This window comes from Verrucosispora sp. WMMD703, from assembly GCF_049178935.1.
GTDB classification, from domain to species: domain Bacteria; phylum Actinomycetota; class Actinomycetes; order Mycobacteriales; family Micromonosporaceae; genus Micromonospora; species Micromonospora sediminimaris.
On the sequence record NZ_JBMHMM010000004.1, the window covers coordinates 5,789,552 to 5,801,096 of the forward strand.

At 69.9% G+C, this 11,545-nt stretch carries 12 protein-coding genes; 8 read left to right on the forward strand and 4 right to left on the reverse strand.

The window, feature by feature from the left end; genetic code table 11:
* Positions 1-3 precede the first annotated feature (3 nt).
* From ACN26Z_RS26855 to ACN26Z_RS26870, 4 genes are all read left to right on the forward strand, one after another.
* Positions 4-1,452: a TldD/PmbA family protein gene (locus tag ACN26Z_RS26855; protein ID WP_421463926.1), complete on the forward strand. Its 1,449-nt coding sequence runs from the start codon at positions 4-6 to the stop codon at positions 1,450-1,452.
* 257 nt (positions 1,453-1,709) lie between these two features.
* On the forward strand, positions 1,710-2,516 hold the full coding sequence (locus ACN26Z_RS26860; protein WP_093405074.1) for a hypothetical protein: 807 nt from the start codon (positions 1,710-1,712) through the stop codon (positions 2,514-2,516).
* Between the two features lie 11 nt (positions 2,517-2,527).
* Positions 2,528-4,486: a fumarate reductase/succinate dehydrogenase flavoprotein subunit gene (locus tag ACN26Z_RS26865; protein WP_093405072.1), complete on the forward strand. Its 1,959-nt coding sequence runs from the start codon at positions 2,528-2,530 to the stop codon at positions 4,484-4,486.
* Positions 4,486-5,556 (forward strand): succinate dehydrogenase/fumarate reductase iron-sulfur subunit, encoded by a 1,071-nt coding sequence (locus ACN26Z_RS26870; RefSeq protein ID WP_093405069.1) that lies wholly within the window; start codon positions 4,486-4,488, stop codon positions 5,554-5,556. The genes ACN26Z_RS26865 and ACN26Z_RS26870 overlap by 1 nt, the downstream gene beginning before the upstream one ends.
* Positions 5,557-5,677: 121 nt before the next feature.
* On the opposite strand, the gene ACN26Z_RS26875 is transcribed toward ACN26Z_RS26870, so the two are convergent.
* Positions 5,678-6,121: a (deoxy)nucleoside triphosphate pyrophosphohydrolase gene (locus ACN26Z_RS26875; protein ID WP_093405068.1), complete on the reverse strand. Its 444-nt coding sequence runs from the start codon at positions 6,119-6,121 to the stop codon at positions 5,678-5,680.
* A gap of 183 nt (positions 6,122-6,304) precedes the next feature.
* On the opposite strand from ACN26Z_RS26875, the gene ACN26Z_RS26880 reads away from it, so the two are divergent.
* The 4 genes from ACN26Z_RS26880 (at position 6,305) to ACN26Z_RS26895 (ending at position 8,816) form a co-directional block, all read left to right on the forward strand.
* A complete protein-coding gene (locus tag ACN26Z_RS26880; protein ID WP_093405066.1) occupies positions 6,305-6,610 on the forward strand; it encodes a 4a-hydroxytetrahydrobiopterin dehydratase in 306 nt (101 codons plus the stop codon).
* A 39-nt stretch (positions 6,611-6,649) separates the two neighbouring features.
* Positions 6,650-7,012 (forward strand): PH domain-containing protein, encoded by a 363-nt coding sequence (locus ACN26Z_RS26885; RefSeq protein WP_093405480.1) that lies wholly within the window; start codon positions 6,650-6,652, stop codon positions 7,010-7,012.
* 237 nt (positions 7,013-7,249) lie between these two features.
* On the forward strand, positions 7,250-7,984 hold the full coding sequence (locus ACN26Z_RS26890) for a class I SAM-dependent methyltransferase (protein ID WP_421463930.1): 735 nt from the start codon (positions 7,250-7,252) through the stop codon (positions 7,982-7,984).
* A gap of 109 nt (positions 7,985-8,093) precedes the next feature.
* Positions 8,094-8,816 (forward strand): SanA/YdcF family protein, encoded by a 723-nt coding sequence (locus ACN26Z_RS26895; RefSeq protein ID WP_093405062.1) that lies wholly within the window; start codon positions 8,094-8,096, stop codon positions 8,814-8,816.
* Between the two features lie 42 nt (positions 8,817-8,858).
* On the opposite strand, the gene ACN26Z_RS26900 is transcribed toward ACN26Z_RS26895, so the two are convergent.
* From ACN26Z_RS26900 to ACN26Z_RS26910, 3 genes are all read right to left on the reverse strand, one after another.
* The gene (locus tag ACN26Z_RS26900) at positions 8,859-9,743 is read right to left on the reverse strand and encodes an LPXTG cell wall anchor domain-containing protein (protein ID WP_421463932.1); all 885 of its coding nucleotides are present in this window, start codon (positions 9,741-9,743) and stop codon (positions 8,859-8,861) included.
* A 122-nt stretch (positions 9,744-9,865) separates the two neighbouring features.
* Positions 9,866-10,951 (reverse strand): redox-regulated ATPase YchF, encoded by a 1,086-nt coding sequence (ychF, locus tag ACN26Z_RS26905; protein ID WP_093405060.1) that lies wholly within the window; start codon positions 10,949-10,951, stop codon positions 9,866-9,868.
* Between the two features lie 84 nt (positions 10,952-11,035).
* Positions 11,036-11,518 carry a hypothetical protein gene (locus ACN26Z_RS26910; RefSeq protein ID WP_093405057.1) on the reverse strand — a complete coding sequence of 161 codons (483 nt, stop codon included), beginning with the start codon at positions 11,516-11,518 and terminating at the stop codon, positions 11,036-11,038.
* Positions 11,519-11,545: the final 27 nt, after the last annotated feature.

Below are 11,545 nucleotides of genomic sequence, written 5' to 3' on the forward strand. Positions count from 1 at the left end.
GGCGTGAGTGGCACCCCCGTGCCGGCCGGCGACACCGAGTTGGACGTCGCCGGCCGCGTGGTGGACCTGGTCGCCCGACTGGCCGGGCCGGCCGCGCAGGCGGAGGTGACGGTGACCCGGGCCGAGTCGGCGTTGACCAGATTCGCCAACTCGGCGATCCACCAGAACGTGGCCGCGTCCTCCGTGGACGTCCGCCTGCGGGTCCACCTGGCCGGGCGTACCGCCGCCGGCAGCGGAAACGCGGTCACCACCGACGGGTTACGCACGCTGGTGGAGCGGGTGCTGGCGGCGGCCCGGTTCACTCCACCGGATCCGGCCTGGCCGGGGCTCGCGCCCGCGGCACCGGTGGCGCCCTCGCCGGGGTGGGATCCGGCCACGGCACACGCCGGCCCGGACCAACGGGCCGCCCTGGTCCGGGCGTTCGTCGACGCGGCCGGCGGGTTGGTGACCGCGGGCTACTGCCGCACCGGTTACCGCGTGGCGGCGTTCGCGAACTCGGCCGGCCACTTCGCACAGGGGCAGGCGGCAGATGCGGCGATGGACGGCATCGCCCGGGCCGACGGCGCGGACGGCACGGCCCGACAGCACGTCGACCGGGTCGCCGACCTCGACGGCACCGACCTGGGGCGGCGGGCCGCCGCGAAGGCGCGAGCAGCGGCCCAACCGGTCGAGCTGTCGCCCGGGCGCTATCCGGTGGTGTTGGAGCCGCCAGCCGTCGCGGACCTGCTTTCGAACCTGGCCTGGTACGGCTTCAACGGCCGGCGGTACGCCGAACGTCAGTCGTTCGCCGTACCCGGCACGGCTCAGTTCGATCGGGCGGTGACCCTGGTCGACGATCCACTCGCGGCCTCGGGGCTCCCGTTCGACCTGGAAGGTACGCCGAGCCGGGCACTGACCCTGGTGGACGCCGGCACCACGAGCGCCGTGGTCCACGATCGGCGCAGCGCCGCAGAGCTGGGTGTCGCCTCGACCGGGCACGCCTGGGCCGGCAGCGCCACCTTCGGCCCGATCCCCCGCAACCTACGCCTGGCCCCTGCCGGCACGGCGGGCGCAGCCGACCCGACGGGCGTTTTCGTGGCTGGCGGTCACGGGGTCGGCGGCCCGGCAGTGGACGGCGCGATCGGGGATCCGGACACCGCCGCCCTGGTCTCCCGGATGGAGCGCGGCCTGCTGGTCAGCGACCTCTGGTACACCCGGGTCCTGGATCCGCTGAGTCTGGTCGTCACCGGCCTGACCCGCAACGGGTTGTGGCTGGTCGAGGACGGTCGGGTCACCCGAGCGGTCCGCGACCTGCGCTTCACCGAGTCGTACCCGCGGGCGCTCGCGCCCGGTGCGGTACTGGAGCTGGGTCGGCGCGCGGTACGCCTGCCGGACCGCGCGGACGGTGCCTGGTGGGCGGCGCCGTCGCTGCGGCTGGCCTCGTGGAACTTCACCGGCGGCACCTCCGGTTGACCGTTTGTCGATCTTTTCCGGGCACCCGAATATTGATCATGGAGAGAGGCTTTCCAAAGAGCGGGACACACGGGACACTGCCTTGCGCGGACGGCCCGCCTAGATCGGCGTAACGTGTGTCACTTAGCTGCTCCGGTACGCCGGTGCGGTCGTTGGTGTGCGCATGACGCGGCAGGCGGGTGCGGGTTCGCCCGTCCGCGTGCCGCCCGGAAGTGTTCCGCCGCCCGTGACAGGGCCCCGTCAGGGAGACGACGCGAATGACATCATCGGCAACGAAACCGCGAGGCGTGCGCGCACGCGCCGCCATCGCGGCGAAGACGTTGCGGACGGACCGTTGGTGGTTTGCCCCGCTGATCACGGTAATCGGGCTCAGTGCGTGGGTAGCGTACGCGACGGTCCGGGTCTTCATGCACGACTTCTACTGGGTCGAGGACTACCACTACCTGACCCCGTTTTACTCTCCGTGCGTGACCGACCGGTGCCTACCGGAGGCCTCCCACTTCGGGCAGTACCTGCCCGGTTGGTGGATCATTCCGGACGCCGCGTTCACCCTGCCGTTCCTGCTGCTGTTCCGGCTCACCTGCTACTACTACCGCAAGGCGTACTACCGGTCGTTCTGGCTGTCGCCGCCGGCCTGCGCGGTGCCTGACGGTCACGCCTCCTACGGCGGTGAGACCCGGTTCCCGCTGATCGTGCAGAACTCGCACCGGTACTTCTTCTACTTCGCCGCGATCATCTCGTTGATCAACACCTGGGACGCGATCCTGGCCTTCCACAGCCCCGAGGGCTTCGGCTTCGGGCTGGGCAACCTGATCCTGCTCGGCAACGTGGTCATGCTCTGGGCGTACACGATCTCCTGCCACTCCTGCCGGCACATCATCGGCGGGCGACTGAAGAACTTCTCCAAGCATCCCGTCCGCTACCGGGCCTGGGGTTACGTCTCCTGGCTCAACGTCCGGCACATGCAGCTCGCCTGGATCACGCTCGGCACACTGGCCCTGACCGACTTCTACGTCATGGCCGTCTCCGCTGAGTGGATCTCCGATCTGCGGTTCATCAACTGAGGGCCCCTGACATGACGACCACTACCACTCGCATCGAACGACACCACTACGACGTCGTCGTGATCGGGGCCGGCGGCGCCGGCCTGCGCGCGGCGATCGAGGCGCGGCTGGCCGGCAAGAAGACCGCCATCATCTCCAAGTCGCTGTTCGGCAAGGCGCACACGGTGATGGCCGAGGGCGGCGCCGCCGCGGCCATGGGGAACGTGAACAGCCGGGACAGCTGGCAGGTGCACTTCCGGGACACCATGCGCGGCGGCAAGTTCCTCAACAACTTCCGGATGGCGGAGCTGCACGCCAAGGAGTCGCCGCAGCGGATCTGGGAGCTGGAGACGTACGGCGCGCTGTTCGACCGCACCAAGGACGGCAAGATCTCGCAGCGCAACTTCGGCGGCCACGAGTACCCCCGACTGGCCCACGTCGGCGACCGGACGGGCCTGGAGCTGATCCGCACCCTCCAGCAGAAGATCGTCTCGTTGCAGCAGGAGGACAAGCGCGAGCACGGCTCGTACGACGCCCGGATCAAGGTCTTCTCCGAGACCACCATCACCGAGCTGCTGCTGGACGGGGACCGGATCGCCGGCGCCTTCGGCTACTACCGGGAGTCCGGCGAGTTCGTCCTCTTCGAGGCACCCGCCGTGGTGCTCGCCACCGGTGGCGTCGGCCGGTCCTACAAGGTCACCTCGAACTCCTGGGAGTACACCGGAGACGGTCACGCGCTGGCGCTGCGCGCCGGAGCCACTCTGATCAACATGGAGTTCCTCCAGTTCCACCCGACCGGCATGGTCTGGCCGCCGTCGGTCAAGGGCATCCTGGTCACCGAGTCGGTCCGCGGCGACGGTGGCATCCTGAAGAACTCCGAGGGCAAGCGGTTCATGTTCGACTACGTCCCGGACGTCTTCCGCAAGCAGTACGCGGAGACGCCCGAGGAGGCGGACCGCTGGTACGACGACCCGGACAACAACCGGCGTCCGCCGGAGCTGCTGCCCCGCGACGAGGTCGCCCGGGCGATCAACAGCGAGGTCAAGGCCGGTCGGGGTACGCCGGCCGGCGGCGTCTACCTGGACATCGCCTCCCGGCTGCCGGCCGACGAGATCCGTCGTCGCCTGCCGTCGATGCATCACCAGTTCAAGGGGCTGGCCGACGTCGACATCACCAAGGAGCCGATGGAGGTCGGCCCGACGTGTCACTACGTGATGGGTGGCGTGGAGGTCGACCCGGACAGCGGCGCCGCGTACGGCTCGGTGCGTGGGCTGTTCGCCGCCGGTGAGGTCTCCGGCGGCATGCACGGCTCCAACCGACTGGGCGGCAACTCCCTGTCCGACCTGCTGGTCTTCGGCAAGCGGGCGGGCGGGCACGCGGCCACCTACGTCGACCAGCTGACCGGCCGACCCCGGGTGGCGGTGACGGCTGTGGAGACGGCTGTGGAGACCGCCCTGGCGCCGTTGCAGCGGGACACCGGCGAGAACCCGTACACCCTCCAGCAGGACCTCCAGGCGGTGATGGGGGATCTCGTAGGCATCATCCGGCGGGAGGCCGAACTGGAGGATGCGCTGGCCCGACTGGCGGAGTTGCGCGAACGGGTGGCGAAGGTCAGCGCCGCGGGCGGCCGGCGGTACAACCCGGGCTGGCATCTCGCGCTCGACCTGCGCAACATGCTTGTCGTCTCCGAGTGCACCGCGAAGGCGGCGCTGGAGCGTCGCGAGTCGCGCGGCGGCCACACCCGCGAGGACTTCCCCACCATGGATCCGCAGTGGCGACGGGTCAACCTGGTCTGCTCGCTGGTGGGCGACGCCGTCCGACTGGAGCGCAAGCCGCTGCCGAAGATGCGCTCCGAGTTGATCGGCCTGTTCGACCGCGCCGAGTTGGCCAAGTACCTCACCGACGAGGAACTCACCGAGTTCGACGCCCTCGTCGCCGCCGATGCCGCTGCTGCGGCCACCGACGCTGACGCCGAGAAGGAGAACCGCTGATGGGAACGAAGCGCCAGTTCCGGATCTGGCGGGGTGACGCCGACGGCGGCGACCTGCAGGACTACACGGTCGAGGTCAACGAGGGCGAGGTGGTCCTCGACGTGATCCACCGGTTGCAGGCCACCGACGCGCCCGACCTGGCCTGCCGGTGGAACTGCAAGGCCGGCAAGTGCGGCTCCTGCTCGATGGAGATCAACGGGATGCCCAAGCTCGGCTGCATGACCCGGATGTCGACGTTCGAGGAGAACGAGACGATCACGGTGACCCCGTTGCGGACGTTCCCGATCATCCGGGACCTGGTCACCGACGTGTCCTTCAACTACGAGAAGGCGCGGGAGACGCCCGCCTTCGCTCCACCGCCCGATCTGGCCCCCGGCGACTACCGGATGCAGCAGGTCGACGTGGAGCGCTCGCAGGAGTTCCGTAAGTGCATCGAGTGCTTCCTGTGCCAGAACGTCTGCCACGTGATCCGGGACCACGACGAGAACAAGCAGGCGTTCTCCGGTCCCCGGTACTTCATCCGGGCCGCGGAGCTGGACATGCATCCGCTGGACACCAGGACCGACCGTAAGGACTACGCGCAGACCGAGCAGGGCCTGGGCTTCTGCAACATCACCAAGTGCTGCACCGAGGTCTGCCCCGAGCACATCAAGATCACCGACAACGGGATCATCCCCATGAAGGAACGGGTCGTCGACCGCAGGTACGATCCACTTGTGTGGCTCGGTAGCAAGATCTTCCGGAGGGGTCAGGTGCCTCAGACCAGCGTGACCAGCGGACACTCCCCGGGCGCGGTGCGCTCCAGCGCCGCGGGCGGCGGTGTGCACTCACACGCCGGCGGCTCCCATGACGCCCAGGCCGAGGTGCAGGCTCAGCAGGGCGTCAACTGGCACCGCGAGGTGCCCCACCCGACCGCCCCGGCGGTCGACGCCAGCGGCAAGCTCCCCCTGACGGAGCTCACCTTCGACCGCGCCGCCGCCCCCAGCCCGTTCGGCGACGACGTCACCTTCCCGCTCCCCCCCGAGCACCTGAACTTCGCCCACCCCGACCAGGACAAGCCCAACCACTAACCACCCGAGCGACACCGGGGGCCGCGGCATCCGCCGCGGCCCCCGCCCCATTCCCGCCCCAACCTGTTGACCAAGAGGTTCTGGTCCCCGGAGAGCGTTCTCCGAGACCAGAACCTCTTGATCATCGCGAGGGTAGGAGGAGGGGGCGGAGGGCGGCGACTATGGGGGCGTCGGCGGGGAGCCAGGTGACGGTGTCCAGGTCGGTGGCGGAGAGCCAGCGTAGGGCGGAGTGTTCGAGGGCCTGGGGTTCGTCGTCGTACAGGAGGCGCGCGGCGTACACCTTGAGGACGGAACGACCGTGTGCCATCCGGACGTCACGGCCGACCCGCGCACCGATCTCCACGCGTACGGCCAGTTCCTCGACGCACTCGCGGGCCAGCGCCGCCGTCTCACTCTCCCCCGGCTCCACCTTGCCCCCGGGGAACTCCCACATGCCCGCCACCTCGGGCGGGGCGGATCTGGCGCAGGCGAGCACCCGCCCGTCCCTGATGATGGCCGCGCCGACGATCACCTTCGGATCGCGCCGTACGGCTTGTCCGCCGCCGTTCGCCCGTTCGGTCCGCACGGGCGTCCAGAGTGCCAGATCAATCGGCGGTTTGGGTAGCTTGGTCGTCCGTCAGGCCAGGAATCCCCAGAAGTGTGGGCGTGGACACACCCTCCGTGCGACGTAAGACTAGAGGCACCGACAAAGACACGGGGCGGCGACGATTTGGCCACAAGCCGGCAACGAAGCCTGGGAGGAGCGGTGATGCGGGCGCTGTTTGGCGGTCGGACGAAACACGACTACCTCAGCGACGCCCTCACCCTACTGTCCGGTTGGACGCGTGAGGGTGAGCAGATCCGGCGCACTCTCGTCATCGACGACACGCAGCACGCGGCGCTCACCGAGCGGGTGAAGGTGGTCGCCGACGCGCTGCATCTGCGCCCCGAGATCCGCCGGCGCGCCGATCACACCCAGATCCGGGTCGGGCACGGCAGCGAGCCCCTCTCCGAGGGCGAGGTCCTGCTGGCCGCCCGCATCGAGGACGCCTACCGCGCGGTCACCGAGGGCTGACGGTGCGTCCGCTGGCGGACGCTGCCTACCGTGGGCACCATGGCCAACGCGACCTATGACCGCAAGGAACAGTTCCAGCAGATCCAGAGCGGGCTGCTCGACGGTGAACAGATCATCGCCGTCTACGACGCCGTCGGCACCGGCACCGGCTTCATCGGGCTGACCGACCGGCGCGTCATCATCCAGGACCGCTCGTTCGTCGGCAAGAAGTACGCGATCACCAGCATCCCGTACTCGAAGATCACCAGCGTGAGCGTGGTCAGCAACAAGTCGTGGGGCGGTTCGTTCTTCTCCACCGGCGCGATCGCCATCCACGTCGGTACGCACACCTACGAGGTGGAGTTCCGGGGCGACCAGAAGAGCCACCACGTGCACAACGTGATCCTGCACTACATCAGCTGACCAACTTCCCGGGTCGCGCAGCGGATCAGCGCGCCCGGTGAATTCCAGTTGCCGCCGGCCACCAATGCCGATTGACTCACGAGCCAGCCGAACGAAGGGAGCGACGACATGAGGCACACCGCGACGCCCAGGCAGCGAGTAGGCACCGTCAACCCCATCGAATCGAGGCTTCGTGCGTACGTGGAAATCAACGGACAAGGCGCCGTGCGGCGCCGGTAGCAACCACGGAGGCCGCTGATGTCGGTCTTCGACGACCCGGGACACTTCGGTCGGCTCTGGGCCGACACCTATGACCTGCCGGGCGGCCTACCCGACCCGGCACCGGCGGTGGAGTTCCTCGCCGAGCTGGCTGGCAGCGGCCCGGCGCTGGAACTGGCCATCGGCACCGGTCGGGTCGCCCTTCCCCTGGCCGAACGCGGGATCGCGGTGGAGGGGGTAGAGGCGTCGCCGGAAATGGTCGCGAAGATGCGCGCCAAGCCTGGTGGCGGCACCATCCCCGTGGCCATCGGCGACATGGCGGACGTGCCGGTGACCGGCCCGTACACCGTGGCGTACCTGGTCTACAACACCCTGTTCAACCTGGTACGCGCGCAGCGGCAGGCGGACTGCTTCCGAAACGTGGCGCGGGTGCTGGCCCCCGGCGGCGCGTTCGTCATCGAGACGTTCGTGCCCGACCCGGCGGACTTCGACCGGGACGAACAGGTCCAGATGCGGGAGGTGACCGAGGAGTCGGCCACCATCCGTCTGCACAAGTACGACCGGGCGGCGCAGACGTTCCTCCGGCAGACCATCACGTTCCACTCCGCCGGGGTGCACCTGCACCCGTTCGCGATGCGTTACCTGTGGCCGGAGCAGATCGACGAGCTGGCGGAACAGGCCGGTCTCCGGCTCACCGAGCGGTACGCCGACTGGGACCGGTCGCCCTTCGGCCCGGACAGCACCTCGCACATCTCCGTGTACCGGCTCAGGTAATTGACGGCGCGGGTACGACGGCGCTCCGCCCGTCGTGCCCGCACCATCGCGCCTGCCCGGCACCGCCGGCTCGCTGATCGGCTCGCACCGGGCTGAAATACTGGCCCACATGCCGATCCGTGCTTCGCTGCCGGCCAGACTTCGTCAGATCCGGGACCGGCACCGCGGGCGTTGGCTGCGCCGGGCGGTACTGGCCGGCGTGTCCGGTGTCGTGCTGTTGACGGCCGGCGTGTGGGCGAGCGCGAGTTGGATTCGCTCCGGGGCCGAGGGGCGCACCTACCCGATCGCGACGGTGCCCGAGGCGCCGGTCGCCCTGGTGCTGGGCACCCGGGTCCAGCCCGACGGCACACCGGCGCCGTTCCTCGCCGCCCGGCTGGAGATCGCCCGCGAGCTGTACGCCACCGGCAAGGTGCAGGCGATCCTGGTCTCCGGCGACAACATGCGTCACGAGTACAACGAGCCCGAGGCGATGCAGCGCTGGCTGGTCGAGCAGGGGGTGCCGGCCGACAAGGTGGTTCTCGACCACGCCGGCTTCGACACGTACGACTCGTGCGCCCGGGCGAAGCGGATCTTCGGGGTGGAGCGGGCGACGGTGGTGACGCAGCAGTTCCACCTGGCCCGTGCCGTCACGGTCTGCCGTCATCTCGGCATCGACGCCAACGGCGTCGGCGACGAGACCGCGCGGGAGCTGAGCCACCGCACCTGGCGGATCAGCTCGGCCCGCGAGTACGGTGCCGGCCTCAAGGCCGCGCTGGACGTGCTCTCCCGCCGCGACCCGGTGCATCTCGGCGACCGGGAGACCGGTATCGACGACGCCCTGCGGGCCGGCTGACACCGGCACCGGCAGGGCGTCAAATCCCGAACAGCGCCGGGCCTACGCCACGAAGCGGGTACGGCGGCGACGGGCGATCAGGTAGGCGGCACCCCCGAGGAGCAGCAGCAGGGCCCCCACGGCGGCCACCGTCGCGGTCCGGGCGCCGGTCACCGGCAACCCGCCGCCCTGACCGTCATCGTCGCCGGGCGCACCCGGGCTGGCCGGAGGGACGTCCGTCGGCGTGCCGGTCGGAGTCACGGTGGGCGTGGCCGTCGGGGTCGCGGTGGGCGTGGCCGTCGGGGTCGGCGTCGGGGCGGTCTTGAGTACGACGCCAACGAAGCCGAGGGGGTTCGGCGGCTCCAGACCCACCAGTGGCGCCGACGGGGCGGCCAGGGTCAAGGGGCCACCGGTGCCCCGGACGGCACTGGTGCCCTGCCCGGCCCAGTCGTCGGCCAGCTTCTGGATGCCGCCGAGCCGGTCGACGTACTCCTTGCTGCGCCAGAAGTGGATGATCGACGAGATGTTCTCCGGGCGAGCGTCCGGCTTGGTGGAGATGCCGGCGCCCAGCGCCGCCAGGCTCGCGCCCGGGGCAAGCTCGACATCGAACTCGCACCAGGCCGACTCCTGGTTGCTGTCGACGCCGTACCAGCAGTTCTCGTACGTCTTGGTGAAGTCCAGGTCGTTGAGGATCCGGATGTGCACGACCACGCCGTCGACAGGTGCGTCCCCCTTGTTTGTGACGCCGATCAGGGCGGGCACGTCCTCGCCCTGACCAACCAGGTAGCCGCGCCGACCGTCGGTGGGCGGAAGCTGCTCGGTGCCGGCCGCCAGCTTCGCCGAGTCGGGTGCCGGCTGGGCCGGAGCAGCAGTGGCGGGCGCGGCGGCGAGACCGGCCGCAAGCAGTGCGGCGCTGACAGCGCACAGGGCAGAACGAGGCGTGGTCAAGGAAACCCCCGTGGATATCCGTCGATGACCGCGTCACGTTACCCGATCCGGGTTACGCCGCGCAGGACGCCTCCGGTCCGCTTCGGAGGTACCCCGCGACGGGCAACTCCGTCAGCCACCGCCTACACGTTGAAGCGGAACTCGACGACGTCGCCGTCCTGCATGACGTACTCCTTGCCCTCGATGCGGACCTTGCCCGCCGCCTTCGCCGCAGCCATCGAACCGGCCCCGACCAGGTCGGCGTAGGAGACCACCTCGGCCTTGATGAAGCCGCGCTGGAAATCGGAGTGGATCACCCCGGCGGCCTCCGGAGCGGTCGCGCCGATCGGCACGGTCCAGGCCCGCGCCTCCTTGGGGCCGGCGGTGAGGTACGTCTGGAGGCCGAGCGTGCGGAACCCCACCCGGACGAGTTGGTCCAGCCCCGGCTCGGCCTGCCCGATCGACTCCAGCAGTTCCCGTGCCTCCTCCTCGGGCAGGTCCACCAGCTCGGATTCGATCTTGGCGTCCATGAAGACGGCCTCGGCGGGTGCCACCAGCGCCCGAAGTTCGTCGAGGAACTCGGCATTGTTCAGCTCGGCCTCATCGACGTTGAAGACGTAGAGGAACGGCTTGGTGGTGAGCAGGTGCAGCTCACGCAGGTGCTCCAGCTCGATGTTGGCTGCCGCCGCACCCGCGTAGAGGGTGGTGCCGCCGTCCAGGACGTCGACGGCCCGGCGGGCGGCCTCCACCGCGGCGGCCCGATCCTTGCGGAGCTTGGCCTCCTTCTCCAGCCGGGGCAGCGCCTTCTCCAGCGTCTGGAGGTCGGCCAGGATCAGCTCGGTGTTGATCGTCTCGATGTCGTCGGCCGGTGAGACCTTGCCGTCGACGTGCACCACGTTCGGGTCGGAGAATGCCCGCACCACCTGACAGATCGCCGAGGCGTCCCGGATGTTGGCCAGGAAGGCGTTGCCCCGCCCCTGGCCCTTCGAGGCGCCGCGCACCAGGCCGGCGATGTCGACGAACGACACCGGCGCGGGGATCACCTTCTGCGAGCTGAAGATCTCGGCGAGCTTGTGCAGCCGCTCGTCCGGCAGCCCGACCACACCGACGTTGGGCTCGATGGTCGCGAACGGGTAGTTCGCGGCGAGCACGTCGTTCTTGGTCAACGCGTTGAACAGGGTGCTCTTGCCGACGTTGGGCAGGCCGACGATGCCGATGGTGAGACTCACGACGAGCCAGCTTACGCCGGTACCGCTCGGCCGCCGGCAGGTAGGCCCGACCCGCCGTCAGGGTGTGGCAGGGCGCCGCTGGTGTCACCGGTCGTGCCGGGGTGTCGCCTGGCGCGGCACCAGCAGGTCGATCCGGAGAGCACCGGGGGCGAGTTCGGCGGCGGCGGCCAGCGGGAGCGTGAAACGGGCGTCGGCGGCGGGCGCGGCGTGCCGTGACTCACCGAGCATCCAGTGGACCTCGTCGGCCGTCCAGCCCAGGGCCGGTCGAGCTGCGATCTCCCGGAGCAGCCGCAGTGCGGCGCGGGTGTCGTCGTCATAGAAGCGCATGCACCAGTGATGCACCCACATCCCGAGCGCGCGCACCCCGTCCCGGTCGAGCGAACCGACCAGCCGACCGCAGGCGGTGTCGCCGAAGGCACGACCCGGATCATCGGCGCGGTCCCGCTCGATGGCACCGACCGCGGCCGGCGCCACGGCGCGCATCCGGCGGTAGAAGCGCTGGACCGCTGTCGGGTCGAGTGGTGGGTGCTCGTGTCCCGACGCCGCCCGACCCGCCACGCTAACCATTGCCGCACCCTTCTGGAGTTGGTGGCC

Bases quoted from the DNA above. Each gene is read 5' to 3' on its own strand.
- ACN26Z_RS26885 (WP_093405480.1), top strand. From the start codon at position 6,650: ATGGCCAACGCGACCTATGACCGCAAGGAACAGTTCCAGCAGATCCAG.
- ACN26Z_RS26865 (WP_093405072.1), top strand. From the start codon at position 2,528: ATGACGACCACTACCACTCGCATCGAACGACACCACTACGACGTCGTC.
- ACN26Z_RS26910 (WP_093405057.1), bottom strand. From the start codon at position 11,518: ATGGTTAGCGTGGCGGGTCGGGCGGCGTCGGGACACGAGCACCCACCA.
- ACN26Z_RS26860 (WP_093405074.1), top strand. From the start codon at position 1,710: ATGACATCATCGGCAACGAAACCGCGAGGCGTGCGCGCACGCGCCGCC.
- ACN26Z_RS26880 (WP_093405066.1), top strand. From the start codon at position 6,305: ATGCGGGCGCTGTTTGGCGGTCGGACGAAACACGACTACCTCAGCGAC.
- ACN26Z_RS26895 (WP_093405062.1), top strand. From the start codon at position 8,094: ATGCCGATCCGTGCTTCGCTGCCGGCCAGACTTCGTCAGATCCGGGAC.
- ACN26Z_RS26870 (WP_093405069.1), top strand. From the start codon at position 4,486: ATGGGAACGAAGCGCCAGTTCCGGATCTGGCGGGGTGACGCCGACGGC.
- ACN26Z_RS26890 (WP_421463930.1), top strand. From the start codon at position 7,250: ATGTCGGTCTTCGACGACCCGGGACACTTCGGTCGGCTCTGGGCCGAC.